At 69.8% G+C, this 25,804-nt stretch carries 25 protein-coding genes; 11 read left to right on the top strand and 14 right to left on the bottom strand.

The window, feature by feature from the left end:
- Positions 1-18: 18 nt before the first annotated feature.
- From H0524_RS01780 to H0524_RS01765, 4 genes are all read right to left on the bottom strand, one after another.
- Positions 19-390 carry a nuclear transport factor 2 family protein gene (locus H0524_RS01780; protein WP_180197079.1) on the bottom strand — a complete coding sequence of 124 codons (372 nt, stop codon included), beginning with the start codon at positions 388-390 and terminating at the stop codon, positions 19-21.
- A 207-nt stretch (positions 391-597) separates the two neighbouring features.
- Positions 598-2,403: a choline/carnitine O-acyltransferase gene (locus H0524_RS01775; protein ID WP_180197078.1), complete on the bottom strand. Its 1,806-nt coding sequence runs from the start codon at positions 2,401-2,403 to the stop codon at positions 598-600.
- 120 nt (positions 2,404-2,523) lie between these two features.
- Positions 2,524-3,366, bottom strand: coding sequence for an arpA protein (locus H0524_RS01770; protein WP_180197077.1), 843 nt, complete (start codon positions 3,364-3,366; stop codon positions 2,524-2,526).
- A gap of 240 nt (positions 3,367-3,606) precedes the next feature.
- Complete coding sequence (locus tag H0524_RS01765) at positions 3,607-4,191, bottom strand: TetR/AcrR family transcriptional regulator (protein WP_180197132.1); 585 nt, start codon at positions 4,189-4,191, stop codon at positions 3,607-3,609.
- Between the two features lie 192 nt (positions 4,192-4,383).
- Between H0524_RS01765 and abc-f the strand changes: the two genes are divergently transcribed.
- Complete coding sequence (gene abc-f / locus H0524_RS01760; RefSeq protein WP_180197076.1) at positions 4,384-5,976, top strand: ribosomal protection-like ABC-F family protein; 1,593 nt, start codon at positions 4,384-4,386, stop codon at positions 5,974-5,976.
- On the opposite strand, the gene H0524_RS01755 is transcribed toward abc-f, so the two are convergent.
- Entirely contained in the window at positions 5,918-7,417 is a 1,500-nt protein-coding gene (locus H0524_RS01755) for an MFS transporter (RefSeq protein WP_180197075.1), read from the bottom strand. The two genes, abc-f and H0524_RS01755, sit on opposite strands and share 59 nt — an antisense overlap.
- Before the next feature lie 107 nt (positions 7,418-7,524).
- Between H0524_RS01755 and H0524_RS01750 the strand changes: the two genes are divergently transcribed.
- Complete coding sequence (locus H0524_RS01750; RefSeq protein ID WP_180197074.1) at positions 7,525-8,121, top strand: TetR/AcrR family transcriptional regulator; 597 nt, start codon at positions 7,525-7,527, stop codon at positions 8,119-8,121.
- Between the two features lie 15 nt (positions 8,122-8,136).
- Here H0524_RS01750 and H0524_RS01745 read toward each other — a convergent pair whose 3' ends face one another.
- Complete coding sequence (locus tag H0524_RS01745; protein ID WP_180197073.1) at positions 8,137-8,817, bottom strand: formylglycine-generating enzyme family protein; 681 nt, start codon at positions 8,815-8,817, stop codon at positions 8,137-8,139.
- Between the two features lie 183 nt (positions 8,818-9,000).
- Here H0524_RS01745 and H0524_RS01740 point away from each other — a divergent pair, with 183 nt between their 5' ends.
- Together H0524_RS01740 and H0524_RS01735 are read left to right on the top strand one after the other, a co-directional pair.
- Positions 9,001-9,414 carry a cold-shock protein gene (locus tag H0524_RS01740; protein WP_033665824.1) on the top strand — a complete coding sequence of 138 codons (414 nt, stop codon included), beginning with the start codon at positions 9,001-9,003 and terminating at the stop codon, positions 9,412-9,414.
- A 181-nt stretch (positions 9,415-9,595) separates the two neighbouring features.
- Positions 9,596-10,729, top strand: coding sequence for a hypothetical protein (locus tag H0524_RS01735; RefSeq protein WP_180197072.1), 1,134 nt, complete (start codon positions 9,596-9,598; stop codon positions 10,727-10,729).
- 23 nt (positions 10,730-10,752) lie between these two features.
- Here H0524_RS01735 and H0524_RS01730 read toward each other — a convergent pair whose 3' ends face one another.
- Positions 10,753-12,003, bottom strand: coding sequence for an MFS transporter (locus H0524_RS01730; protein ID WP_180197071.1), 1,251 nt, complete (start codon positions 12,001-12,003; stop codon positions 10,753-10,755).
- 100 nt (positions 12,004-12,103) lie between these two features.
- Between H0524_RS01730 and H0524_RS01725 the strand changes: the two genes are divergently transcribed.
- Together H0524_RS01725 and H0524_RS01720 are read left to right on the top strand one after the other, a co-directional pair.
- Positions 12,104-13,387: a VWA domain-containing protein gene (locus tag H0524_RS01725; protein WP_180197070.1), complete on the top strand. Its 1,284-nt coding sequence runs from the start codon at positions 12,104-12,106 to the stop codon at positions 13,385-13,387.
- Positions 13,387-14,160, top strand: a complete 774-nt coding sequence (locus tag H0524_RS01720; RefSeq protein ID WP_180197069.1) for a peptidase — start codon at positions 13,387-13,389, stop codon at positions 14,158-14,160. The genes H0524_RS01725 and H0524_RS01720 overlap by 1 nt, the downstream gene beginning before the upstream one ends.
- Before the next feature lie 64 nt (positions 14,161-14,224).
- Here H0524_RS01720 and H0524_RS01715 read toward each other — a convergent pair whose 3' ends face one another.
- Entirely contained in the window at positions 14,225-15,463 is a 1,239-nt protein-coding gene (locus tag H0524_RS01715) for a CdaR family transcriptional regulator (protein WP_180197068.1), read from the bottom strand.
- 85 nt (positions 15,464-15,548) lie between these two features.
- Here H0524_RS01715 and H0524_RS01710 point away from each other — a divergent pair, with 85 nt between their 5' ends.
- Positions 15,549-16,640, top strand: a complete 1,092-nt coding sequence (locus tag H0524_RS01710) for a ferredoxin reductase (RefSeq protein WP_180197067.1) — start codon at positions 15,549-15,551, stop codon at positions 16,638-16,640.
- A 15-nt stretch (positions 16,641-16,655) separates the two neighbouring features.
- Positions 16,656-17,798, top strand: coding sequence for an acyl-CoA desaturase (locus H0524_RS01705; RefSeq protein ID WP_180197066.1), 1,143 nt, complete (start codon positions 16,656-16,658; stop codon positions 17,796-17,798).
- A 141-nt stretch (positions 17,799-17,939) separates the two neighbouring features.
- Here the strand turns inward: H0524_RS01705 and H0524_RS01700 are convergent, their stop codons facing one another.
- The 5 genes from H0524_RS01700 to H0524_RS01680 form a co-directional block, all read right to left on the bottom strand.
- A complete protein-coding gene (locus H0524_RS01700; protein ID WP_180197065.1) occupies positions 17,940-19,628 on the bottom strand; it encodes a long-chain-fatty-acid--CoA ligase in 1,689 nt (562 codons plus the stop codon).
- 102 nt (positions 19,629-19,730) lie between these two features.
- Positions 19,731-19,907: a hypothetical protein gene (locus H0524_RS01695; RefSeq protein ID WP_018219970.1), complete on the bottom strand. Its 177-nt coding sequence runs from the start codon at positions 19,905-19,907 to the stop codon at positions 19,731-19,733.
- A gap of 102 nt (positions 19,908-20,009) precedes the next feature.
- Complete coding sequence (locus tag H0524_RS01690; RefSeq protein WP_180197064.1) at positions 20,010-20,909, bottom strand: sulfite exporter TauE/SafE family protein; 900 nt, start codon at positions 20,907-20,909, stop codon at positions 20,010-20,012.
- A complete protein-coding gene (locus tag H0524_RS01685) occupies positions 20,906-22,351 on the bottom strand; it encodes a rhodanese-like domain-containing protein (protein WP_180197063.1) in 1,446 nt (481 codons plus the stop codon). Before H0524_RS01685 ends, H0524_RS01690 begins: the two co-directional genes overlap by 4 nt.
- Positions 22,352-22,484: 133 nt before the next feature.
- Positions 22,485-22,754, bottom strand: a complete 270-nt coding sequence (locus tag H0524_RS01680; protein ID WP_026322279.1) for a metal-sensitive transcriptional regulator — start codon at positions 22,752-22,754, stop codon at positions 22,485-22,487.
- Between the two features lie 192 nt (positions 22,755-22,946).
- On the opposite strand from H0524_RS01680, the gene H0524_RS01675 reads away from it, so the two are divergent.
- Positions 22,947-23,570 carry a DUF998 domain-containing protein gene (locus H0524_RS01675; protein WP_180197062.1) on the top strand — a complete coding sequence of 208 codons (624 nt, stop codon included), beginning with the start codon at positions 22,947-22,949 and terminating at the stop codon, positions 23,568-23,570.
- 42 nt (positions 23,571-23,612) lie between these two features.
- On the opposite strand, the gene H0524_RS01670 is transcribed toward H0524_RS01675, so the two are convergent.
- Entirely contained in the window at positions 23,613-24,260 is a 648-nt protein-coding gene (locus tag H0524_RS01670) for a GGDEF domain-containing protein (protein WP_018725184.1), read from the bottom strand.
- 235 nt (positions 24,261-24,495) lie between these two features.
- Here H0524_RS01670 and H0524_RS01665 point away from each other — a divergent pair, with 235 nt between their 5' ends.
- Positions 24,496-24,735 (top strand): DUF397 domain-containing protein, encoded by a 240-nt coding sequence (locus H0524_RS01665; RefSeq protein ID WP_018725183.1) that lies wholly within the window; start codon positions 24,496-24,498, stop codon positions 24,733-24,735.
- Positions 24,736-24,907: 172 nt separating this feature from the next.
- The gene (locus H0524_RS01660) at positions 24,908-25,741 is read left to right on the top strand and encodes a helix-turn-helix transcriptional regulator (protein ID WP_018725182.1); all 834 of its coding nucleotides are present in this window, start codon (positions 24,908-24,910) and stop codon (positions 25,739-25,741) included.
- Positions 25,742-25,804 lie beyond the last annotated feature (63 nt).

The raw sequence follows: 25,804 nt of genomic DNA, 5'->3' as shown, positions 1-25,804 counted from the left end.
CGTGCGGTTGCCGTGCGGTCAGCCGGCGGTGGGCACCTTGTCGAGGAAGCCGTACACCGCGGAGAGTCGTCCCTCGTCGTCGGCGGTGACCATGTCGAAGCCAACGACCACCGGCTCGGCTGCCCCGGCTGGGGCGAGGTGCCAGGTGAAGCGGGCAATGTCGTGGTGGACGTCAACCGGCCCGGCCAGGGTGAAGGTCATTCCCGTGAACTGCTCCTGGGCGCTCCCGATCAGGGCGTTGATTGCCTCGTGGCCACGGACGTGTGCCATCGGGTCCGTGTACGTCGCATTTTCGGCGCAGATACTGCGAATCTTTTCGACCCGGCGTGTTGGGTCTGCCTCGTTCCACATGTCGATGTAGCGCCCGATGGTATTGGCGAGGTCACTCATGACGGCGGCTCCTCTGGTCTCGGAAGCCACGTGCTGTTCCCGTGGCCCCTGGAGATTCCCACCCCCGGGCGCGGAGTGTCGATTATGTGCCGGGTAACAACCGGCCCTCGCTGACCTGTGGTGATGCTCGTCGCGCGACGGACCCGCCTCATCCCGGGTCTGGACCTCCTATCGGTCGTGGCGGCATCCCGGTAGTCCCACGGTCGGCTACTGCTCGTCGAGGAGGGCGTGCAGCTCACGCAACGCCTCGCGGAGCCGGTCGGTGAACGTGTGCATCATCGCGGCGACCGGGCGTGGAGTGCTGAGATACAGCTGGAAGCGGTCCGGCAGCAGCACGTAGGCGATTCCGATGCAACGGCTGCTGGTGGCCCCGAATCCGAAGTAGCGGATGTTCGTTGACGGCGCCGAGCTGGTGCTCAGGTAGTCGTCGCGCATCGTGCGCCACCCCGGCGTTTCGTAGAGTCGGGGCGACGCCGGCACGCCGAGTTCGGCCCCCCGCCGCTGCTGGATGAGCTGTAGCTCCCAGAGGTGCTGCTCCGGTGCGGCACCGGCCTGGCACTGCTTCGCCCGTTCGACATGTTTGTCGGCCGCGGCACGAAACGCCGCCCGGCGCTCCTCCCGGGCTGCGGCGGGATCGTTCATGACCGCGACGAACCGCAGCACCTCCGGTGTGACGACGCGCATCGCCTCAGTTCGTCCCCGCGAGTACTGGCGGGTGGCGATGGACTCGTACGTGGCACCGGTGAACCCCTTGGCGCGCTTGTGTGCGAGCTGGTACCCCAGCTGCACGAAGGCGTCCGGTGACATCCGGAGCCGCTTGACCTCGTCCACCCCGAACTCGTCGATGGGTAGGGTCACGGTGGCGGTGTCCGCGCCGAATTGGGCGAAGGACTGTGCCGCGGTGCCGATCTCGGCGTGTAGCCCGTCGTCGAGCACGAAGGTGACCGGCTCGATCGCTGGCACGCCCTGTGCCACCGCACCGGACTGCGCGGCGTGCTCCTCCGGCGTTCCGGCGAGGATGGTGTCGACGAAGCTGAGGATGGTGGTGCCGTCCAGCTCGCAGTGTTCGACATTGATGCCGGCCGTGCCGTCCGCGAAGACGATCAGCGACACCGCCTTGTCGAACCACCGGTTGCCGCTGTCGCCGTGCAGCAGTTGGTCGCAGGCCGTCAGGTCGTCGGCGGGGGCCAGGTCCTCCAGGCAGACGCAGAACAGCGCCGTCTCGATGGTCTCCAGCGCCGCGGCGTTGCCGGGGTCGAGCGCGACCAGTCGCTGTCGGGTGGACGCCCACTCGGCACGGGCCATGGTGGTGAGGTGGCCGGTCGCGGTGGTCATCGCCGCCGGCACGAGGCCGGCCTTCTGCAGCTCCCGCAGCCCCGCGGTCAGGTCATCCAGGGAGTATGGGCGCCCGTCCGGACCGAGTACGTCCATCCGGAAGGCGTTGCCGTGGTAGAACACCACGATGTGCCGTGCGGTTGCGGGCCCCGGCATCTCGGCGCTGTACGGTGCGCGGACGCTGTCCTGCACCGGCCCCGGGATGCGAGTGGTGGAGAAGAGAAATTTGTTCTGCTCCATCGACAGCGGCTGCCCGCGGGTCACGGCAGGTGGGATGCGCTCCGCGTCGAGCTGGACCTTGTAGTTGACGGTGGCGGCGATGAGCCGCACCGCGCGCTCCACCTGCGGGTCGGTGAAACCGCGCAGCGGCGTGTCGCGGAACAGGAAGAAGAAGTTGGCGTTCAACGCGATGCGGTCGCGTCGGCCGAGGTAGCGGGCCGGCCAGAAATCGTCCAGCCAGCTGTGGGTAGCGGTGTCCTCGTTGTACCGCACCAGGTCGGCGTGGAGCTTCGGACCCGGACCGTCGGCCCGCGTGAACTCCCGCACCGCGGCCTCGGTGTCGGCGAACTCCGGCGCTGTCAGCAGCGGCCCGGACCATTCGAGGAACCGGGCACCGGTCTCCTCCAGCGTGGGTAGCGGTACCGAGGGCAGCTGGTCCTCGTTTTCGAACGTACTCACTCGGCCTCCTGGAATGTGTTGCTCGTCGGGCCGCCTTCTGGGCCAGTGGTTGAGGTGAAAGGGTATGCCGTCGGAAGTCCTCCGGGCTGGTGGAAACGCATTGGGTTACTTTCGTGAGCCCTAATCCAGCAGCTGGTCGACGCGAATGGCATGACGTTCGGCATCGCGGTGCGTGGGTAGGACCCGGCCGAAGAGCTGCTGCGTACGGGTGACACTGCCCATCACGCCGGGGCGCTGGGAGTAGGCGAAGATCGCTGTGTGCCGGGCGGTGTCCCCGTGCACGGCGCTGACCCGGTGTAGCGCGTACCGCCCCTTGAACAGTTGGAGGTCACCGGGGCGCAGAGTCTGGGCTCGTACCGGTGCTCGATCGGCGCCGGTGAGCACCGCACGGACCGCGTCGAAGTTCTCCGCACCCGCCGAACGGATGTTCGGGCAGTACTCGAACACGCCCCCGTCCTCCGGCTCCTGGGTCAGCAGGCTGACGGTGAACTCGTTGAGGTCAAAGTGCCACGGATGGTCCATGCCGGGCTGCACGACGTTGAGTACCAGGCCGGAGAGTGGGTCGGCGAGCTCGTGGAGCGCGGGGAGCTCGAAGCAGGCGGCGACGAAGCGTACGAATGAGGGGTCGCGGTAGAGCCGGTGGATGACACTGTCGGCGGGGATCAGATCGCGCGGGACGAACGCGTTGCCGCGGCGCATGATGATGCGACCAGGGTGCTCCGCCGGCAGATCGGTATCGAGTTTCGTATTGTAGACGTTGGTTTCCGTAACGTCGTAGTGTGCCGACGGGGCAACGGTGGCGCCTTCCCGTCGTAGCGTCTCCCAGCTGGTCGGCCGAATGAACTCCGGCAGCACACTGCAACCGTGGTCGCGCAGGTCGGCACGGGTTTTTGTGACGACGCGTTCCCATGCGTCGCTTCCTGGAGCGGCCAGTGGATAACGCACGGTGTCCACGTCCTGCATTCAGATGGTTCCCTTCTTCAATGGCGGTGACATGAAGAATTGCGGAATCCTAACAGGATTTACCGGCGTGCAGCGTCATGTAGGTTACCTTTTTCACAGCCGCATGTGCAGACTTCGACTTGGCGGAGGTCGGCCAGGTTTCTGCCGCCTCCCGCGACGGACTTCGTGGTGTGGTGCTGGCTGTCGAGCTGCCCCGCCGGTGACCCCGGTGGCCCGGTGCCGCCCGGGCCTCGGCGGGCTTCACCGGACCCCGGATCCTGGTGCGCCGACGGTCATGAGTTCGTTGCTGGGGCGGGCGAAGGCGCCCGCGCGGGCGGCGATGCTCACCTGGTGGGCCGAGCGTGTGGCGAGGCCGCTGTCGGCGGGAGACCGGAGTAGGACGAGGGTGTGGTAGAGCGGTGCGGTCGCCGCGATGATCACGGCGTGCGGGTCGGTGTCGGCGGGGACCTCACCGCGGTCAATGGCGCGTCGCACGATGGCAGCACAGCGCGCGTAACGGTCGGCCCAGAAGGTCTGCAGCGCCTCCGCTGCCTGGGGGGAGCGAAACGAGGCGGCGATCAGCGCGGTGCTGACCGACGGGTCGGCGGTCAGTGCCGCGTGGACCTCACGGTTGACTGCGGCGAGGTCTGTCTCCAGTGAACCGGTCTGTGGCGGGCGCCAGTCGTCGCCGGTCGCGTCGGCCAGGACATCAGCCAGTAGGCCGCCGACGTCCCGCCAGCGCCGGTAGACCGTGGTCCGGTGTACGCCGGAGCGATCGGCCACGGTGTCCATGGTCAGTAGGTCGAAGCCGCCGTCGACCAGCTGCGCGCGGACGGCGTCGAGCACCTGGCGGCGGACGCGCGCACTGCGTCCGTTGGGGCGGCGGGGGGATTTATCGGTTGTCGGCGGGGGCTGGACCATGTCAGCATTTTATCGCTACATCCATAGCTTTAGGGAGGCGTGATGCTCCGCTGAGTGTTTCCGTGTCCGACCTTCCGCCCCGGCGGGTTCCCGACCATGACACTTCGGAGTATCCACATGCCTACCCAGATCAGCGTCCATGACGTGACCAAAGCCTACGGCGATCGACTTCTGCTCGACGGCGTCACCTTCGCCGTCAGCCCGAACCGGCGTACGGGGATCATCGGCGAGAACGGCTCCGGCAAGTCGACGCTGCTGCGCCTGCTCGCCGGCCGAGAGAAGCCGGACGGTGGGCAGGTGACCGTCACCGCGGACGGCGGTGTCGGGTACCTCGCCCAGGACATGTACCTGCCGGGGGAGTTGACCGTTCAGCAGGCGATCGATGCCGCCCTGGCCGACCTTCGGGCCATGGAGGCGCGGTTACGGGAACTGGAGCCACGGCTCGCCGGCGGCAACCAGAACGACCTGACCGAGTACGGGAACCTGGCGACCACCTTCGAGCTGCGGGGAGGGTACGAGGCCGACGCCCGGGTCGAGCAGGCGTTGCACGGGCTGGGGCTGACCGCGGTGGAGCGGAACCGTCCGCTTGGTGGCCTCTCCGGCGGGGAGCAGGCGCGCGTGCACCTGGCCTCGGTACTGGCCGCCAACAGCGAGGTGCTGCTGCTCGACGAACCGACCAATCACCTCGACGACGCCGCGTTGAGCTGGCTGGAGGGGTACCTCCGCTCCCGGCGTGGTACCACGGTCGTGGTCTCCCATGACCGGGTCTTCCTGGAGCAGGTCGCCACCGGTTTGATCGAGGTGGACGCGGATCGGCGTACCCTGGTCCGCTACGGCACGGGGTACGCCGGCTACCTGGTCGAGCGGGCGGCGGCCCGGCAACGCTGGCAGCAGGCGTACGAACAGTGGCAGGCGGAGTCGGACCGGCTGCGGGAGGTCGTGGCGACCACGGCCCGACGGGTGGCGCCCGGCCGGGCGATGAAGGATCGCAACAAGATCGCCTATGACCGCAACGCTGGCCGGGTGCAGCAGTCGGTCGCGAGTCGGGTCCGCAACGCGGAGCTACGACTGCGCCGCCTCCAGGAGGATCCGGTGCCGCCGCCGCCCGACCCGCTTCGGTTCGATCCGCCCAGGCAAACGGCGGCCACCGCCGGGGTGCTACTGGCCGCCCAGGAGGTGACGTTCGCCGGTCGGCTCAAGCCCACCACGCTGACCGTCGCGACGGGACAACGCCTGCTGATCCGGGGGCCGAACGGCGCCGGGAAGAGCACGCTGCTGCGGATCCTCGCCGGTGACCTCGCCCCGGAAGGTGGTCAGCTGACCCGTTCTGGCCGGATCGGGTACCTCCCGCAGGAGGTTTCCACCGCCGCATCGGAGCGGACCCTGCTGGCCGCCTTCGCGCACGGACGGCCCGGTCCCGCCGAGGAGTACATCTCCAGTCTGCTCTCGCTCGGGCTGTTCACCCCGGAGAGCCTCACCGTGCCGATCGGTCGGCTCTCCACCGGGCAACGCCAGCGGCTGGCGGTGGCCCGGCTGTTCAGCGAGCCCGTCGACCTACTGCTGCTGGACGAGCCCACCAACCATCTCTCGCTGGGCCTGGTCGAGGAGTTGGAGGCCGCTCTCGAGGAATACCAGGGCGCCGTGGTGGTGGTCAGCCACGACCGCCGGCTGTGCCGGCGCTGGTCCGGCGAGACCCGGGAGGTGGCCTGAGGGCATCCCCGGCTGGTAGGGCGAACGCCACGACGGCGACGAGGGCCAAGATGAGGGCGGTGAACGCGAACGCCTGCGCGTAGCCGTTGACGAGCTCGGCTTTGGTGGACGAATGCTGGCTGGTCAGCGCGATCAGTGCGGCCAGGCCGAGGGCGCCGCCAAACTGTTTGGCGGCGTTCGCCAGCCCGGAGACCGCCCCGGCGTCGGGGCCGGAGACACCGGAGGTCACCACGGCGGTCAGTGGCACGATGAGCAGCCCGCCGCCGATCGACATCACGACGGCCGGGCCGAGTACGCCGGACAGGTAGGTGCTGTGGACCGTGATCTGACTCTGCCACCAGAACCCGGCCGCGGCGATGGCGGTGCCGACGACGACCAGACCCCGCGCGGCAACGTGCCGCATCAACCATGGGGTCACCCGCATTCCGACCAGCATCATCAGCAGGGTGTGTGGTAGGAACCCGGCCCCGGCCTGCAGTGGGGTGAGTTCGAGGACCTGCTGCAGGTACAGGGTCAGGAAATACCACAGCGGAATCTGGAAGCCCGCCCCGACCAGCAGCATCAGCAGGTTGCCCAGCCAGACTGCCCTGGTTCGCAGCAGCCGCAGCGGCAGGAGTCGTGGTTCGGCGCCGCGTGCCTCGACCACGACGAAGGCGGCCAGGCAGACCAGGCCGACGACCAGCGCCGCTGCGGCGGTCGGCCCTGGCTGGCTGTGCGGGTAGCTGACCGTGACGGCGTAGGTCACCGCGAGCAGGGCGGTGGTGATCAGGGCAGCACCCTTGACGTCGAGCTGGACCAGCCGGTCACGTGGCCGCCCTCCGGCCAGCGTGACAGCTGCCAGGGCGATGCAGAACGTCCCGATCGGTACGTTGATCAGCAAGGTTGACCGCCAGGTCAGGTACGCGGTGAGGGCGCCGCTGAGGAGGTTGCCGGCCGCGCCGCCAGCCAGGCTGACCGCGGTCCAGACGGCCAGTGCGCGGTTGCGCGCGGAACCAGGTGAAAATGTCGTGGTGAGGATCGTCAGCGTGGCGGGTGCCAGCGTGGCGGCACCCAGACCCTGGAACGCGCGGGCGCCGACCAGCGCACCGGCGGTGGTGGCGAGCCCGCCGACGAGGCTCGCGGCCGTGAACAGCCCCAGCCCAGAGATCAAGACCAGCTTGCGGCCATACACATCGGCCAGCCGGCCACCCAGGAGGAGGAAGCCGCCGAACACCAGCGCGTAGGCGTTGACCACCCAGAGTAGGCCGGACGGGGAAAGGGAGAGGGCCCGTTGGATGGACGGAAGGGCGACGTTGACCACGGATACGTCGAGCACCACCAGGAACTGTGCGGTGCAGGCCAGCAGGAGCACAGCCCGGCCAGAGGGCGCGTCCGAGGTGCGGCGCCGGACGCGCTGCGTGCCCGGCTTGTCCCTGTCCCACCACCTCACGAGTCCCCTCATTAAATCAGTGTAATCACATTGCTATACTGCAGACCGTAGTCACGATGTAGCGTCTGGGCAACCTGGATGGGGAAGGGGAAGGGTTGGCGACCGGTCGAACCCGCGGAGTGGGCTCCGAGCATGAGCAGCGGCGCAACGAGATCGCCGATGCGGTACTGGCAGTTGTCGCCGAACGCGGACTGGCGGCCGTGTCCCTGGTCGCGGTGGCCGCGCAGGCCGGCGTGTCGCCCGGCCGGGTACAGCACTACTTTCCCACCAAGCGAGAACTGGTCGAGGCCGCCTTCGAACGGGGCAACGCCCGGTCCAGCGAGCGGATCGCCGCCAAGACCAGCGCTAATGACCAGGACGTCAGCCGACGGCGCCTCCTTACCGTGGTGCTCACCGAGCTGATTCCGTACGACGCCGTCACCCGTGCCCACCTGCGGGTACGCCAGTCATTCACCGCGGTGGCGTTGGCCGACGAGGTCATCGCCGCCCGCCTCCGTGGCGACTACGCCACCCTCCACGGCCAACTCGCCGATCTGCTCCGCTGCGACCAGGCCGCGGGCCACCTCCGTGCCGGGACCGATCCCGCGGAGGTGGCCGTAACCCTGGTGGCGCTCGCGGAGGGGCTGGCCTACTACGTGCTTATCGGCGTCAGTCCGGCCGCGGCCGCCCGGGACCAGGTGCTCGCTGCGATCTCCGCGGTCTACGCCGTGGGATGAGGCGCGGGCGCCAGGTCAGTCCGACTCGGGGTGAATGGAACGTGCGACGCGGAAACCCACGTCGTCCACGCGAAACGTCGGATGACTCCGGCGCCGTACGGAGGCCCGGCAACTCCAGTGCTCGTCGAACCAGCCGCCGCCACGGAGGACCCGGTAGCTGCCGTAGACCTCCGGGTCGTACTGATCCCAGCACCAGTCCCAGACGTTGCCCAGCATGTCGTGTAGGCCCCAGGCGTTCGGTTGCCGGCCGCCCACCGCGTGGATTCGTTCCCGCGAGTTGCCGCGGTACCAGGCGATCTCGTCCAGCGGTCCGTAGCGGGGGCCGGTCGTACCGGCACGGCACGCGTGCTCCCACTCGGCTTCGGTCGGCAACCGGTACCCGTCGGCGGAGGGGTCCCACTCGATTTCCTCGTCGCTGGAGATCCGATAGGCCGGCAGCAACCCGTCCCGTCGAGACCAGGCATTGCAGCACCGGACGGCATCCCACCAGGACACCCCCTCGACCGGCAGTTGATCTCCGCGAGCCGTGCTCGGGTTGGTGCCGGTGATCGCGGCGTACTGGGTCTGCGTGACCGGTAGACGGGCGAGCTCGTACGGCTTCAGGTCGACTGACCATCGGCGCTGTGTCCGGCGGTCGGAGAGCGTTACCTGCCCCGCCGGGACAGCGATCATCAGTTCCTGCTGGTTCCCGTCCACAAGGCGCCGATCGTACCCGTGGTCGAGGCTTTTGCCGTCGGTGTTTCCGGCGCGGCCGGGGCCGATCCCGCTGACGTCGGGTCCCGTCCCGGTGGCAGGGACGCTAGGCTGGGCGGCGCGTGGGACCCATCCGCGGGTTGCGCGCTTTGGTTGTTGGTGGTTGGTCTTTGTTGGGGGATTGTGGTGGAAAAAGGGACAATTGTTCGGTTCGATGACGTTCGCGGCTACGGGTTTATCGCACCGTTCAGTGGCGGCGATGACGTCTTTGTGCACGCGAATGACTTCGGCGATCAGCGGCACCAGGTCGCCGCCGGCATGCGGGTGAGCTATGAGGTTGTGCAGTCCGAGCGGGGCCTGAAGGTCGCGAGCGTGGTGCTGGAGGCGGCCCCACCGGCGTCGAGCCGTACTGTGCCGAGCCGCCCGCAGCCCCTGTCCGACGAGGACGGTGAGTGTGATGTGTTGGCGGTCGAGCAGTTCGACAGCGCCGTGACCGAGCTACTGCTGGCGAACGTGCCCACGATGACCGGTGGGCAGATCGTCGAGGCGCGTCGGGCGCTGGTCGCCATGGCCCGCCAGTACGGCTGGGTCGAGGACTGACCGCTGCGCGCGCGGCGGCCCGGGGCCCGCACCCTCCGACCTTGAGGGCGGGCCCCGGGAGGTCGCTGCGCTCTCCGGGGATGGGTCGCGGGAGGTCGCCGCGCTCTCCGGGGGCGGGCAACGGCTCGCCGCGCGCGGCGAGGTAGTCGTCTGGTGATCGATCGGCTGCGACAATCCGGGGATGGATGACAGCGATCAGGGCATCGATCGTGCCGTTGCGGGCGCTGACTTCGTAGAGTGGAACTTTTCGATCATGGCGGATGGTTCGCCGTGGCGCATCGAGGAGGGGATGACGCAGCTGCTCGCCCATCAGGGCGCGGAGGGGATCGGGCCAGCCCTGGCTGTCGCCGCGCGCGAGGATGCCCGGGTCATCCAGGAGTTGGGTCGGCGGGAGACGCCGACGGCGGTGGCGGCGCTGCGGGCGTTCCAGGCGATGAGTCCGGTCGACACGCAGCGGGAACTGGCCGGGTTGCACGCCGACCGGCTCATCCGGCAGGGCGTCCCCGACGCCCCCTGGGCGGCCACGATCGGCCGGGTGCGGGTGGAGGGCTGCTGGTGGGCGCACGACCCCTTCGACGAGACTGCCTTCCTGCTGTGCGTCTTCTCCTACGACGGAGACGATGAGCACGGCATCCTGGCCATGATCGACCTTGCCGTCGATGGTGGCCTGTTTCGGGAGCTGACCCTGGGCATGGACGTGGAGGTGCTGCAGGATGTCCTGCGCCGTGCCGACGGACTCGATGGTCTGGTCACCGAGCCGGTCGACCCGGCTTACGCCCGGCGGCTGTTCGAGGACGCGGTCGTCACCTCGGACGAGGTGCTGGAAGACCGGGACTACCAGCCGAATCCGGCGCCGGCTGCGTACCGGAAGATGCGGGCGCTGACCCTGGCCCGGGCCCGGGCCCTGAGTGTCGCCGCCGCACCGCCGGACCCGCTGCCCGACAGCGTGGATGTCGAACTCATGAAGCGGGCGTTCCTCGCCTCCAGCATCGGCTCCAAGCTACCCGGGGGCGGCGCGACGAGCCAGGCGGTGGACCTCTTCGTCGAGCAGCTCACCGAGCGGGCCTGCTGCCATCCGATGCGAATCGGCCCGCGTCGGGTGATGGCTGCCCTGGGGCTGCCAGGTCTGACCCGGGACGCCATCGGTGATCCGGAGGTGAGTGACGTTCTTCCGGACGTTGTCCATGCCTGGGCGTCCTGGACCGCAGCCGAACGTGGTCTGTCCCGCGACGCCACGGAACGACTTGAACGGGCGTGCGCGCAGGCGTGTGCGCGCCTGCGCTCCACCGATGCGGGGGGTCCGCCGCCCACCTGACCTGTGCTGGCCGCAACCGCCGTTCAGCGCTGACGTACGCCGAGGCTACGCGCTGCCGTCGCGAAGATCGCGAGGGCGAGCAGGAGCGACGAGTACAGCAGCACAGTCGGGACGGCACCGAGCCACTGCACCAGTACGCCGGCGAGCGCGGGGCCTATCGGTAGCAGGCTCCCGCCGAGGAGGTGCACGGCGGCACTCACCCGTCCCTGGAGGGCAGGCTCGGCGTGGGTGAGGATGTGGCCGATGATCGCGGCGTTGGCTGCGGGTGCGAGGAAGAAGACCAGCGCGCCGAGGACACCGATGAGATACGCGGAGTGAGCCACCGCCAACAGCGGAGTCACCATCGCCGCAACCCACCCGAACGCCGTGATCAGCGTCCGGGGCGAGAAGCGCGCGACCAGCCGGGGTGCCGCCAACGCGCCCACCAATCCGCCGGTGCTGGTAATCGAGAACAGCAGCCCCGTGGCAACCGGCCCGGCGCCGTGGCGCTCGGCCAGGAGGACGCAGACCAGCCCGATCGACTGAAAGACGAAGGTGACGCCGGCGAACCAGAGCACCGCGCCTCGGGCGAACTGCTCCTGCCACAACCACCGCAGACCCGCGTTGACGAAACCGCGGCCCCGGTGTGGCGGGTGATCCCGAGTGTGGTGTTGCAGGGGGCGTCGGATCAGGGCCAGGCCCATCGCGGAGACGAGGTAGGAGACGGCATCCACCAGGAACGGCACCATCCGGCCGGCGCTGAAGAGTATCCCGCCGAGGGCGGGTCCGACCAGCGTCGCGAGCTGCGTACGGGACTCGTTTCGGGCGGCGGCCCGGGTCACCTGCGCGCGCGCCACGACAAACCGGAGGGCGGCGGTCTCCGCGGGGTGGAAGCAACTGGCCAGGGCTGCCTCCGTGGCCACCACGACAGCAATGTGGACCAAGGTGGTCCGGTCGACGGTGATGGCGATGACCAGGCTGCTCAGTGCCAGTGCGCGTCCCAGGTCTGCCGCGATCATGAGACGTCGTCGGTCGTGCCGATCCGCCAGGGACCCTGCCGGGAGTCGACACACCACAGTGGTGATGGCGGCGATTGACGCGACGGCTCCCGCATGTGCTGCCGATCCGGTGATGGCCAGAGTCAGCAGGACGAAGCCAACCGAGGAGGCGGCGCTGCCCAGCGCGGAAATCGACTGGCTCACCCAGAGGATGACGAAGTCCCGGTTCTGGGAGAGTGGGCGCACCGGCGGCCCAGAGGTCGGCGGTTCTTGATTCTCGATCGACGGATCAACCACGTCCCCCGACGCTAGGCATGGTCCTGATGGGAAGCATGCGTGATCTGCGTCACCGGACCCGCAAGCTTGTCCGATGTGGAGCTGCCATAGACTGCGCGCGATGATCAAGACGAGACGATTGGCGGCAGCCCTCGTCGGGCTGCTGGCGACGAGCGTGATGATTGGTCCGGCACCGGCCCTCGCGGATCGGGATACCCCGGTCGAGCCACCGAAGGTCGAGCTGGTCCTAGATGTCAGCGGGTCGATGCGGGCCACCGATATCGACGGGCGAAGCCGAATCTCGGTCGCCCAACAGGCGTTCAACGAGGTGGTGGACGCGCTCCCGGACGAGACCGAACTGGGCATCCGGGTCCTCGGCGCCACCTATCCCGGTGATGACAAGGAGCAGGGCTGCCAGGACACCCAGCAGATCGTGCCGGTCGGACCGGTCGACCGGGTGCAGGCCAAGGCGGCGGTGGCGACGCTCCGACCGACCGGATACACCCCGGTCGGGCTGGCGTTGCGCTCGGCCGCCGAGGATCTCGGCACCGGTAGCACCGCCCGGCGGATCGTGCTGATCACCGACGGTGAGGACACCTGTGCCCCGCCGGACCCCTGTGAGGTGGCCCGAGAGCTGGCTGCGCAGGGGACGAAGCTGGTCGTGGACACCCTCGGTCTGGCGCCGGACGAGAAGGTACGCCAGCAGCTACTCTGCATCGCCGCGGCGACCGGCGGCACGTACACCGCGGCGCAGAGCGCGGACGAGCTGACTGGGCGGATCAAGCAACTGGTCGACCGGGCGCAGGATACGCACACGGTCACGCCGGCCGTGGTCGCCGGCACCTCGGTCTGCGCCGACGCCCCGCTGCTCGGCGCCGGCGTCTACAGCGACCGGGAGAAGTTCTCGGAGCACCGCTGGTATCGGGTGCCGGTGTATCCCGGGCAGGAGCTGCGTGCCTCTGTCAGCGTGGCGTTGGATCGGCCGGTCAACCCCGACCATGCGGTCCTGTTGCGGGCGGTGGCCACCGACGGTCGGGAACTGGTACGTGGCGTGGACGCCGGTCGTGGTCGGACCGACGTCGTCTCCGCCGGTCTGCGCTGGTCGGCCGGGGAGGAGCCGGAGGATGGGCCCTCCCCAACCCCGTCCACCACGACCGCGGCCGACGCCACCATCGTCTGTCTCGTGGTGAGCAACGCCTTCGCACCCCAGCCGGGGACCCAGGCCTCGCCGGGGATGCCGGTTGAGTTGACCGTCGACATGGTCGCGTCCTCGCCCGCTCCGGCTGCCCCGGATCTCGGTCGGGGCGTGGTGCTGCTCGTCCTGCTGACGGTGACCGGTCTGCTGGCCGGACTGGTGTCCGGGGTGCTCACCCGGTGGTGGGTAGTGACCTGGAGGGAGAAGTGATGCGGGTCCGGTCAATGCGGGGTGGAGCCGTCCTGGCCGCTGTCGGTCTGACCCTGCTGGTCTCACCCGGTGCGGCCCGGGCCGCACCGACACCCTCACCGGGGGCGACCCCGGTCACCCGAGCGGGGACCTCCTTCTTGACCGCCACCGATATCACCGCCGGGCAGCCGGTGCAGGTGGACGCCGCTACCGGCGACTACCTGTACTGGTCGTTCCCGGCGGCGGCCGGCGAGCGCCACGAGATCACCGCGACCGTGTCGTTCCCCAAGCAGCGCAGTGGCGAGTCGACGTGGACCGTGGAGGTCTTCGACGGGCTGCGGCGGCGACAGGCCTGCACCGCCGGTGCCCAGACACCGACGGCCACCGCCGAGGCCGAGAGCGTCTCGCTCGGGTGCACCCTGCGGCAGGTGCGCTCCTGGGCGGAGCCGTGGTCAGCCGACCCGCTGCCGGGGACCTACTACGTCCGGCTCTCCGTGGCCGAACTGCCGGAGGAGGACCTTGGCCTGCCGATCGAGGTTGACCTCCTGGTCGGTGCGCTGGGTGAGGGCTCTCGCGACGACGGCGTGCTGGCGGAGCCGTTGGTGCTACCCACCGAGGCCGGCACCATACTCGACGCCGCACCGACGGAGCCGGCCGAGGGCGACGACGACGGCTTCTTCGGTTGGCTGCCCGAGCTCGGTTCGCGCTGGGCCTGGAGCACGGTCGGCGGCATCCTCGCTGCGGTCGCTGGAGTCATCGGCTTCGGTCTGACCCGGCGCCCCCGTCGTCGGTGACGATGCCGGTGTAGCTCGGGAGGGCGCCCGCATCCGCGGGCGCCCTCCCGACCGGTTGGTCACATCAGTCCCGCGGCAGCAGCTCGTTGATCCGCGCGCGGGGTGGGAAGGCCAGCGCCAGGGTCAGGTCGAGCACGGTGGCGGGGTCGGTGAGCCGCTCCCCGTACAGCTGGCGCAGCTGGCCCATTCGGTAGCGCACGGTCTGCGGGTGCACGAAGAGGTCGGCGGCGACATCGTCGCGGCGGCCGTGGTGCAGCAGCCAGGAGCGCAGCGTCTCGGTCAACCGTTCGGCGGTGGTGGGCGGCAGCGCCGCCAGCGGCGCCAGCACCCGTGCCCGCAGGTCCGCCAGGCCTTCCGGGTCGTGGCTGAGTAGCAACTCGGCCAGGTGCGCCTCGGTGTCCAGGGGCGCGCCGGCATCGTCCGGGCGCAGACCCAGGGTGAGCGCCCGGGTGGTCCGCTGCCAGGAGTAGGTGACCTGGGTCCACGGCCGGGACGGGCCGAGCACCGCCCGCCGGTCGCGCAGCAGCCGGGCAAGCTGCCGTCGCCGGTCGCCGTGGGCATCCGGGACGAGCAGTCCGGCGGTCTCGTCGCCGGGCGCACCGCCGGGCAGGTCGTCGGCGCTCTCCAGCGTCTGTCCGGGTAGCAGCTTGAGCACCGGGCGTAGGTTCGACCGGGGTAGCAGCACAGCGGTGAGGGTCTGCGGCGGTGGCCAGTCGGCCCGCTCCGCGCTGCGCAGCAGTACTTCTTCGTCGGCTCCGGTGACCAGTTGCTGGGTGAGCCGTTCCAGGTTTCGGCGGCGGATGAGGCCAGTGCTGGCCAACTCGTCGGCGTGCCCGGCGACGCTGGCGGCGGAGAGCTCGTCGATGTAGGCGAACATCAGCTCGGCGAACTCGGCCACCGTGGCGGCCGGCAGCTGTCCGCGTACGGCGATGGCGGACATCTCCCGCCAGGAAACCCGGGCGCCCACCCGGTACGCGGCGAGTAGCGCGTCCACGCTGCGGCCGGAGCGGGCCTCTCCGCTGCCGAGCGCGTACGCGGCCTCGACGGCGGGGACGAGTGGGGTGCTGGCCCCGTAGGAGCGTTCGACGAGTTGCAGGAAGGTGCCGAGGGCGATCCGTACGGCATTTTCGATCTTGTCCCGCATCTGCCCGGTGAGGGTGCCGGAGTAGCTGGGTACCTCGGCGGTGATCGCGGTGACGGTGTGCTCCGCGAGCAGGGCGAGCCGGTTGCGGAGCTCCGCGGCGACCCGATCATCAAGGTCCAGCCGGGCCGCCCGCCGGGTTGCCTCGGACCGTTCGGCCACCACTTGTTCCCTTCGTATAAGTTTCCGGGTCGGGTTCACCTTCCCAGGTCAAGATTTTATGCCAGTGTGCCGCCACCATCGGGAGATGGCCACCACCGTCCAGCGCCCGTCCGCGCCGGCGTCCCTGCGTCGCGGGCTGCTGCGGCTCGCCGCGGCGGTCACCACCCCGCTGCTGCCCGACGACTACCTTGACCTGGTCGCCCCGCTGCGTGCCGGCGCCGACCTACGGGGTCGGATCGTCGAGGTGCGTCCGGAGACCCCGGACGCCGCCACCGTCGTGATCCAGCCGGGGCGAGACTGGAAGGGGCACCGCCCCGGGCAGTACGTCCGGCTCGGAGTGGATGTCAACGGCGTGCGACAGTGGCGGGCCTACTCGGTGACCTCTGCTCCCGGCGACCGCCACGACCCGATCACGATCACCGTCAAGGCGATTCCGGACGGCCTGGTCAGTAACCATCTGGTGCGGCACGCTCAACCCGGCACGATTGTGCAGCTTGACCAGGCGCAGGGCGACTTCGTGCCACCGGCCACCCCGCCGGCGCGGGTGCTGCTGGTGACCGCGGGCAGCGGAATCACCCCCGTCATGGGGATGCTGCGCAGCGGGGCCCTCACCGGGGCGGACGTCACGTTGGTGCACTCGGCGCCCACCGCAGCAGACGTGATCTTCGGTGCGGTGCTGCGGGACCTCGCCGCCACCGGCTCGCTCCGGCTGGTGGAGCGGCACACCCGGGATGCCGGCCAGCTCAGCCTCGCCGACCTGGCCGCGCTGGTGCCGGACCATCTCGAGCGGGAGACGTGGGCGTGCGGCCCGGCCGGGCTCCTCGACGCCCTGACCGCGCACTGGACCGCCGCCGGCCTCGGCGAACGACTGCACACCGAGCAGTTCCGCCCGACCATCATCGCGCCGGGCGAGGGCGGCACCGTCACCTTCGGTCGCAGCGGGGTGACCGTCGCCGCCGACGGCCGCACCCCGCTGCTGGAGGCGGGGGAGGCGGCCGGTGTGCTGATGCCGTCCGGCTGCCGCATGGGCATCTGCTACGGCTGCGTCCTGCCGCTGCGCCAGGGCGCCGTCCGTGACCTGCGCAACGGGTCGCTCACCACGGCGGTTCCCGGTGACGGTGTCCTCGTCCAAACCTGCGTGTCGGCCGCCGCCGGCCCCTGCGATCTCGATCACTGATTCCGGAGTACCGACGTGACCGTCATGCAACGCAAGCCCGCCAACCCGATCGCTCACCTCAGCGCGGAGGACATTGAGGTGATCGGAAAGGAACTGGATGCGATCCGGGACCGGGTGCTGGCCGACCTGGGGGAACGGGACGCCCGCTACATCCGCCGGCTGATCCGGACGCAGCGGCGCCTGGAGTTGGGCAGTCGGGCGGTGCTGCTCTTCTCGCTGTTCCCGCCGGCGTGGATCATCGGGACGGCCGGTCTGTCGATCGCCAAGATCCTGGAGAACATGGAAATCGGGCACAACATCCTGCACGGCCAGTGGGACTGGATGCGGGACCCGAAGATCCATTCCACGACCTGGGAGTGGGACCACGTCTCTCCGGCCGAGCAGTGGAAGCACTCCCACAACGAGCTGCACCACCGCTACACCAACGTGATCGGCAAGGACAACGACCTCGGGTACGGCATCATGCGCGTTGACGAGGACCAGCGGTGGCACCCGCTCTACCTGGGGCAGCCGTTGTGGAACCTGATCAACGCCTGCTTCTTCGAGTACGGCATCGCCGCGTACGACCTGGAACTGGGGCGCAACCTGAAGAAGGGCCGGCACCGGGATCCGGCGTTCCGAGCCCGGGCCCGGGCGGTCGGCCGTAAGATCCGCCGTCAGGTCCTGAAGGACTACGTGCTGCACCCGCTGCTGTCCGGGCCATCGTTTCTGAGCACGCTCGCCGCGACCTTCACCGCGAACCTGGTCCGGAACCTGTGGAGCCACTCCGTGATCATGTGCGGGCACTTCCCGGAGGGCGTGGAGACCTTCGAGAAGACCTCGATCGAGGGGGAGACCCGCGGCGAGTGGTACCTGCGGCAGATGCTCGGCTCGGCGAACATCAGCGGTAGCCGGTTGCTGCACATCATGTCCGGCAACCTCTCCCACCAGATCGAGCACCACCTCTTCCCGGACCTGCCGAGCAACCGCTACCGGGAGGTCGTCCCGGAGGTCCGGGCGCTGTTCGACCGGTACGGCCTGAAGTACACCACCGGATCGCTGCCCCGGCAGGTCTTCTCCGCCTGGAAGAAGGTCATCCGGCTGTCGCTGCCCAACCGCCGGCCCCGCGACCGGGCCAACAACCGGTCGGCACCGGCGCTGGGCACCTCTGGTGCCTGAGCTGGCGTAGGTCAGTCCGCACGGGCCGGCTCGGCGGCCCGTGCGGATCCTTTCCCAGCTGGCCCGGGTGTCCCGCTGGCCGACGGTCACGGGGGCCGGACGAACTCCCGTGACCCGGGCGTAGCGCAGCCCGGCCTCCGGTCAGGTGGCGAGCAGTCGGTCGCGGACCTCCCGGCGCAGTACCTTGCCGATCTGGGAGCGGGGCAGGTCGTCAACCACCACCACCCGGCGTGGCACCTTGTACGCGGTCAACTGTTCCCGGCACCTGGCCCGGATGCCCGCCTCGTCGGTGGTGCAGTCGGCGTGCAGCACCACTACGGCGACAACCTCCTCGCCGCCGGCGGCGCCGGGCAGGCCGACCGCCGCGGCGTCGCGGATCCCGGGGATCTGCCGCAGCGCCTCCTCCACCTCGGACGGGTAGACGTTGAACCCACCAGTAATGATCAGTTCTTTGATCCGGTCAACGACCCGTACGAAGCCGTCCGAGTTCATCTCCACGATGTCCCCGGTTCGGAGCCAACCACCGGGCAGCAGCACCGCCGCTGTCTCCTCAGGCCGGCACCAGTAGCCGGCGAAGACCTGCGGCCCGTTGATCAGCAACTCGCCTGCCTCGCCGGGCGCGCGGTCCCGGGTCGGGTCCTCCGGGTCAACGATGCGGATGTTGGTGGCGGGGAACGGAATGCCCACGGTGCCGGGCTGCCGGGCCGTGGACACCGGATTCCCCAACGCCACCGGGGAGGTCTCGGTCATCCCGTACCCCTCGACCAGCAGCCCGCCGGTCACCGACTCCCACAGGCCCACGGTGGCCGGGGGCAGCGACATCGCCCCGGAGATGGCGTACCGGATGGAGGTCAGGTCGACCCCGCGTTCCCGGGCGGCGACGGCGAGCTTCTCGTAGATCGGCGGCACTGCCGGCAGGAACGTCGGCGGGCGGCGACGCATCGCCTGGAGGGTCTCGCCCACGTCGAAGCGGGGCAGCAGGACCAGGGTCGCGCCGATGCTGACCGAGAAGGTCAGGCAGAGCGTCAGCCCGTAGGCGTGGAACAGCGGTAGTACGCCGTACACGGTCTCGGCGCCGTCGCGGAGTCCCGGCACCCATGCGCGGCCCTGCGCCGCGTTGACCCGCAGGTTGCGGTGGGTGAGGATTGCTCCCTTCGGGGTGCCGGTGGTGCCGCCGGTGTACTGCAACAACGCGGTGTCGTCCGGCTTCGGCGCGGGATGGTCGGCGGCCAGCGGCCCGCTGCCGGCCAGCAGGCGTTCCCAGGCCAGGGTGCCCGGTGCGGGGGCGGTGATCGCGGCGCGGGCGGTGCGGGCTCGGGGCACCGGTAGCCGCAGCGCCCAGCGCTTGAGCGGGGGTAGGGCCGCGCTGAGATCGACTGCGATGACCGTTTCGACCTTGGTGGTGCCGGCGGTGCGTTGCACCAGCGGCGCGACCTTGTTCCAGACCACGGCGACCCGGGCGCCGTGGTCGGCGAGTTGGTGGGCGAGTTCCTGCTCGGTGTAGAGCGGGTTGTGCTCGACCACGACGGCACCGAGTCTCAGCACCGCGTAGAAGGCCACCACGTGTTGCGGGCAGTTCGGCAGGACCAGTGCGACCCGGTCGCCTTGGCCGACGCCGAGGCGGCGTAGTGCCTCAGCTGCCCGGTCCACCTGGGCCGCCAGCTCACGGTAGCTGGTGGTGGCGCCGAAGAAGTCCAGTGCGGTCCGGTCGCCGAACCGGTGAACGGCCACCCGCAGCAGGTCGACCAGGGACTCGTCGGTCGGGGTGATGGTTGTCGGCACCCCCGGTGCGTAGCTACGAAGCCACGGCCGCTCGGCGCTCAGGTTCATGGTGCCATCCTCCCCACGTTCGTCTACCGGACCGTAACCTACGGTCTGGTAGAAAACCCGGCGAGGTGCCTGTCGCCGCACCGCCGATCGCGTGCCCCGTGGTCAGTGCCGTCGTTGCGATTGCCGGGTCATCTGGCGCACCTTGACCACCGCCATGATGATCACGACCACCAGCGCGATCGCACCGATAACCATCAGCCATTGGGCCGCCTGCCAGAGCAGTCCCAGCAGGATGAGTGCGGCCGCGACGATGCCGATGACCCACAGTACTACCCGCATCTCGACCTCCGTCCCGCCCCCGTCGGCGGGGGACGCTCTGCCGCCTTCCCGGCCTGGTCGACAACATGCCGGGCCGAAGCCGGCGAGTTCCTGCCCGTACGGTCAGCGCTCCGCCTGGTGATCCGGTGCGGCGCGGTGCGCTGGCCCGGTCGTCCCGGCGGATCTGCGGCGGCGGCCGGCGACCAGCAGTGCCCCCGCCGCGAGGGCGCTGGCGAGGGCGGCAACCAGGATCGTGCCCCGGCCATCTCCGGGCACCTGCTGGACCAGTATGAACACGCCCGCGACCAGCACGAATCCGCCGAAGGTCCGGCGGAGCACCACTTCCGGTACCCGGCCGGCCAGTCGGGCGCCGGCGAGGCTGCCGGCGACCGCGGCGGTGGTGACCGCGGCGGCCAGGCCCCAGTCGATGCTGACGCTGGACAGGAACCCGGCCAGACCCGCGAACGACTTCATCGCTATGACGACCAGTGAGGTGCCGGCGGCGACCGACATCGGCAGGCCACCGAGCAGCGCTAGTGCGGGCACCACCAGGAAGCCGCCACCCGCGCCGACGATGCCGGTGACCAGGCCGACCACGACGCCGTCCAGGAGGACCCGCCGCACCGGGAGCTCTCGTGGCATCCTCGACCCGTTGGTGCCACGGCGACCACGGATCATCGCGGTCGCGGTGGCGAGCATCATCACCCCGAAGCCGGTGAGCAGGACCCCCGCCGGGACGAATGCGGCCAGCCGGCCGCCGACGTAGGCCCCGGCCATGCCGGCGGCCCCGAAGAGCAGGCCGGTACGCCAGCGGATCCGTCCGGCGCGGGCGTGCGGTAGTACGCCGACCGCGCTGGTCACGCCGACCACCAGCAGCGAGGTGGCGATCGCCTCCTTCGCGGGCAGGTCGGCGACGTAGACCAACAGTGGTACGGCGAGGATGGAGCCGCCCCCGCCGAGTAGGCCGAGGCTGAGCCCGATCAGGACGGCCAGCCCGACGGTCAGGATGAGGCTGACGGTCACGACCGCCGACCGGTTGGTGCGGCGTCGTGGGGGGTGCGGGTGGCTTCCGTGCCGTCCAGGGTGATTCCGGCCGCCTCGGCCGCTGCGAAACGGTCGTCGATGACGACCACGTCACGGCCGGCGTTCGCCAACAGCGACCCGGCGGCGGTGGCCCGGTAGCCGGAGCCGCAGTGCACCCAGACCGCACCGGTGGGCAGGTCGGCGAGACGCCGGGGAAGCTCGGGTAGGGGCAGGTGTACGGCGCCGGCGATGTGCCCTGCGGTCCACTCGTTGGCCATTCGCACGTCGAGTACCACGTCGGGGGTGGGCAGCCCGGTGGGGAGCCGCCCGGCACGGGCGGCGGCCAGCGCGGCGAAGTCGGCCAGCGGTAGCTTCCGTAGCTGTTCGCGGTCGGCGGCCCACCGCTCGGCCTCACCGGTGGCCTGGCCGGCCGGTCGGTCGATGCCGATGCGTACCAGTTCGCGCTGTGCCTCGGCGATCTGTGCGGCGGTCTCGGCGAGCAGGGTGACCGGTGTGCCCCAGCTGATGAGCCAGCCGAGCCAGGTGGACATCGCTCCGTCCAGTCCGAGGCTGACCGTACCGACCAGATGGGCGGCGGCATACGCCCTGCGGTGTCGTAGGTCAACCACCCACTCCCCGGCTCTGACCCGCCGACGTAGCTCGGCGGCGTCGATGCGGGCGACCGGGGTGAGGTGCACGGGTGCTGGACCGTTGCGGTTGGTAGCGCCCGTGTGGGCGTAGTAGGCCGGGTAGGCGTCCAACCCGGAGAGGGTTTCCGCGATGAAGTCGTCGGCGGCCAGCCGGAGCACCGGGTTAACCTCCTTCTCCCGGCCGATGGTCGATTCCGGGGCGTCGGTCTGGCTGGCGGAGCAGAAGCTGCCGAACCCGTGGGTCGGCCACACCTCGGCGCCGTCGGGCAGCAGGTCTGCCAGCCGTCGGGCGGAGGTGTGCTGGTGGTGGGCCAGTTCGTGGGTGTGTTGCTGGCCGAGCAGGTCGGTGCGGCCGGTGGTGCCGAAGAGGAGTGAGCCGCCGGTGAAGACTCCCACTGGTTGCCAGTCGCCATCGTTCGCGTGGTCCAGGATGTAGGACAGGTGGTGGAAGGTGTGGCCGGGGGTGGCGGTAGCCCGTAGGCGCATCGTGTCGGAGACCGTCAGGGTGTCGCCGTCGGTGACCGGCAGGCGTTCGAATTCGACCTGCTCGGCCGCGGCGACCAGGTAGTGGGCACCGGTGACCCGAGCCAGATCGAGCCCGCCGGAGACGTAGTCGTTGTGAATGTGCGTCTCGACCACATGGGTGATGCGGACCCCTGCCGCTCCGGCGAGGTACAGGATTCGGTCGATGTCACGCTGTGGGTCAACGACGACCGCCACCTGACCGTCGGTGGCCAGGTAGCTGCGGTCGCCCAGTGATGAGGTCGCGAGGACCGACACGTTGAACGTCACCGTCGTGCTCCTTCCGGGGCAAAACCTATACCCCCCGGGGTATACAGTGGGCAGGTGGGGTGTCTTTCGGTTGGCGTGCGGTTACCCCCTCCGGTCGCCGGGATGCGGTCGGAGGGTTGGTTCTTCGGTTGACTCAGGCCAGGGCGAGGAAGAGCTTCTCCAGCTCCTCCTCGGTCATCTCGGGTTCCTCGCCCTGTTTCCGAGCGGTGGTGCAGTGCCGCATGCCCGAGGCGATGATTTTGTAGCCAGCCCGGTCGACGGCCTTCGACACCGCGGCGAGCTGGGTCAGCACCTCCCGGCAGTCCTGACCGTCCTCCATCATGTCGATCACAGCGTTGAGTTGGCCTCGGGCTCGCTTGAGCCGGGTCAGCGCATCACCGGTCATCTCGGGTCGAAGCTTCACCTGGCACCTCCATCGCCCACAATACCCCGGGGGGTATGTGTGTGCGGTGGTCCCCGTCAAGCTGCCCCACCCGGTACGGAAACCATCCTGATCGCCACCTCCCATCTCTTCAAAGGGCTGTGAGCAAGACAAGATCACGGTCAGATCCCCAGATTTCGGGTGGGATGCTGCTCCTCGTCGCATGATGGCTCCATGGCGACCGTGCCCGGCTGGACCGTGATCACCGCCCTCCTGGCCCCGCTGCTGTTGATCGGCGGCGCGGCGTTCGCGGCCACCCTCCAGCCGTGCGGATTCGACCAGGTCAGCTGCTCGATCAGTCAACTCGCCGCGCACGGTGCCAGCCATCGTTGGGTGATGACCCTGTTTGTTGTCGGCTCCGGCCTCTGTGTCGTGCTGACCGCCGTTGGCCTGCGTACGGTGCGGATGGCGGGCCGCCTGATGCTCGCCTTCTCCGGCGTCGCCACCATTGCGGTGGCCGCCTTTCCCGACCGGTGGGTGGACGGGCGTCCGGCCCCCATGGCGGTGGTCAACGCCCACACGGTCGCCGGCTGGCTGGTGTTTCTCGCGGCGGCGCTGTGGCCGACCTTCGCCGCCAACCGCACCGGACCACTGCGTCTTCGGTGGGGCCTGCTGCTCAGCGCCGTGCAGCTGGCGCCGGCGGGATGGCGGATCATGTACGACATCTCGAGGGGCCAACTCGGTCCGGCCGACTACCTGGGGTTGGCCCAGCGGGTGCTGGTCGGATTCGAGGGGCTCATCTTGTTGGCCGTCGTGTTGCTGGCCCGTCGCCAGGCCACCCGTCGCCAGGCCACCTGACGACCGGTCGCCGGACGACCACCGGGCAGGGTGGCCAGTTGGTCAGCGGTCGCCGCTGCTCGCACTGTCGAGGAGTTGGCGGAGGTGGGGCGAGTCGATGCTCTTCGCGCGGTACATCGCGGCGTCGGCCCGGTCCAACGCCTCGGAGAGCTGGGCGGGGCAGGTGACCGGCGCCAACCCGACGGAGGCGGTCACCCGCACGCTCGCGGAGTGCAGCCGGATTGGTGCGGCGAGGACATCGTGCAGCCGGCGGGTGGCGTGTTCGAGCCACCGCCGCTCGACCTCGGGGGCGGTGAGCAGCCCGGCGAATTCATCCCCGCCGAGTCGGGCGACCGGGTCGTCCCCCGCGAAGTCGGCGAGCCGCTGGGCGACGTTGACCAGTACCTGGTCCCCGGCGGCGTGTCCGTACCGATCGTTGATCTGTTTGAAGTCGTCGAGATCGAGGACGACGGCGATCAGCGGTCGCCCGTCGGCTCGGGTCAGCAGGGCGGCAGCCAGCCGATGAAAGGCTCGTCGGTTGGGCAGGCCGGTGAGCGGGTCGTGGCTGGCCGCGTGGCGCTCGGCGGCGAGCTCGGCCTGGAGGACGGCGATCTCCGTTTCGGCCTGCACCGCCCGGCGGTGCAGCTGCCAGGAGGAGATGAGGGCGCCCGCGGCGCAGACGCCGGACGCGATCGTCAGCGGATCCGGCATGAGTCCTCCCGTCATGCCGGTGCCCCGGCATTGCCGACGGTCACCGACCCCGTGTCTGCCCTGCTAGTCGCCCAGTAAAGGTGACTTACGGTAAGCGGATCGACACCACTCCCATCGGCTATCATGCTCGCTGTCCGATGCAGATGCAATAGCAGATGCACGTGCAGGAGCCTCTCTGTCCACACGCACCCATCTGGGCTGCGGTGTGGACGGATGCATGACGAGAAGGGCGCACATGCAGCCGCTATCGAATGGCGTTCCCGCTCCCGAGCTGCCGCCGCTGCGGTGGCAGAAGAGCCGCCGCAGTAACCCCAGTGGCAACTGCGTCGAGCTGGCCGAACTTCCGGATGGTGCGGGCATCGCGGTGCGCAACTCGCGGCATCCCGACGGCCCCGCTCTGATCTACACCGTGGACGAGATCGCAGCCTTCGTGCTTGGGGTCAGAGATGGTGACTTCGATCACTTAATCCACTGATCCACTGATCCGCGCCGCGCCGGCGGCACCGATTCCCCTCACCGCCGGGCCATGACATGCTGACCCGGCGACCGGGTCAGGTCCGGCCCGGGCGCGTCCAGCAAACGGAGGGGCGACAGTGGCGACGGTACCCGTTGAGGGGGGGTCATCGGCTGGCCCAACCGTCCTACGGATGATGCTCGGCGCGCAGCTGCGCCGACTCCGCGAGTCCTGCGGGGTTACCCGGGAGGGCGCGGGCTGGGAGATTCGGGCCTCCGAGTCGAAGATCAGCAGAATGGAGCTGGGACGGGTCGGTTTCAAGGAACGCGACGTCGCGGATCTGCTGACCCTCTACGGCATCACCGACCCAACGGAGCGGGACGCCCTGCTCCGCCTGGCCCGGGACGCGAACAGCCCCGGTTGGTGGCACCGGTACGGGGACGTACTGCCGTCCTGGTTCCAGGCTTACCTCGGGTTGGAGGCAGCGGCTACCCGGATCCGCACGTACGAGCTCCAGTTCGTGCCCGGCCTGCTCCAGACCCAGGAGTACGCCCGGGCGGTCGTGCTCCTGGGGCACAGCCGTGCCGCTTCGGCGGAGATTGACCGTCGGGTCACGCTGCGGATGCGGCGACAGCAGGTGCTGCACGGCGCGGATCCGCCACAGCTGTGGGCCGTGGTGGACGAGGCGGCGCTGCGCCGGCCGATCGGCGGCGTGGCGGTCATGCGGCAGCAGGTTTCGGCGCTGATCGAGGCGACCCGGTTGCCGAACGTGCGGCTCCAGGTCGTACCGTTCGCCGCCGGCGGGCACGCCGCCGCAGGTGGTGCCTTCACCATCCTGCGCTTCCGTGACCAGGAACTGCCCGACGTGGTCTACATTGAGCAGCTCACCAGCGCCCTCTATCTCGACAAGCGGGAAGATCTGGAGTTCTACGCGTTGGCGATGGAGCGGCTCTGTGTGGAGGCGGAGCCGCCAGAGCGTACGCCGGAACTGCTCGACCGGATCCTGGCCGAACTACCCTCGGGCTGACTCGGCGCGGGCCTGCTCTCGTCGTCTGGTTGGGCGCCGACCGGCTGGGTGCGCTCTCAGGCG

The organism is Salinispora sp. H7-4 (assembly GCF_013416675.1).
GTDB classification, from domain to species: Bacteria; Actinomycetota; Actinomycetes; order Mycobacteriales; family Micromonosporaceae; genus Micromonospora; species Micromonospora vitiensis.
Note: the sequence above shows the minus strand (reverse complement) of the source record. Positions and strands in the feature narration are given on the sequence as shown.

Coding starts and splice junctions, on each gene's coding strand:
- H0524_RS01675 (WP_180197062.1), top strand. CDS start 22,947: ATGGCGACCGTGCCCGGCTGGACCGTGATCACCGCCCTCCTGGCCCCG.
- H0524_RS01710 (WP_180197067.1), top strand. CDS start 15,549: ATGGCCACCACCGTCCAGCGCCCGTCCGCGCCGGCGTCCCTGCGTCGC.
- H0524_RS01695 (WP_018219970.1), bottom strand. CDS start 19,907: ATGCGGGTAGTACTGTGGGTCATCGGCATCGTCGCGGCCGCACTCATC.
- H0524_RS01725 (WP_180197070.1), top strand. CDS start 12,104: ATGATCAAGACGAGACGATTGGCGGCAGCCCTCGTCGGGCTGCTGGCG.
- H0524_RS01665 (WP_018725183.1), top strand. CDS start 24,496: ATGCAGCCGCTATCGAATGGCGTTCCCGCTCCCGAGCTGCCGCCGCTG.
- H0524_RS01700 (WP_180197065.1), bottom strand. CDS start 19,628: ATGAACCTGAGCGCCGAGCGGCCGTGGCTTCGTAGCTACGCACCGGGG.
- H0524_RS01755 (WP_180197075.1), bottom strand. CDS start 7,417: ATGAGGGGACTCGTGAGGTGGTGGGACAGGGACAAGCCGGGCACGCAG.
- H0524_RS01780 (WP_180197079.1), bottom strand. CDS start 390: ATGAGTGACCTCGCCAATACCATCGGGCGCTACATCGACATGTGGAAC.
- abc-f (WP_180197076.1), top strand. CDS start 4,384: ATGCCTACCCAGATCAGCGTCCATGACGTGACCAAAGCCTACGGCGAT.
- H0524_RS01770 (WP_180197077.1), bottom strand. CDS start 3,366: ATGCAGGACGTGGACACCGTGCGTTATCCACTGGCCGCTCCAGGAAGC.
- H0524_RS01660 (WP_018725182.1), top strand. CDS start 24,908: ATGATGCTCGGCGCGCAGCTGCGCCGACTCCGCGAGTCCTGCGGGGTT.
- H0524_RS01735 (WP_180197072.1), top strand. CDS start 9,596: ATGGATGACAGCGATCAGGGCATCGATCGTGCCGTTGCGGGCGCTGAC.
- H0524_RS01670 (WP_018725184.1), bottom strand. CDS start 24,260: ATGCCGGATCCGCTGACGATCGCGTCCGGCGTCTGCGCCGCGGGCGCC.
- H0524_RS01720 (WP_180197069.1), top strand. CDS start 13,387: ATGCGGGTCCGGTCAATGCGGGGTGGAGCCGTCCTGGCCGCTGTCGGT.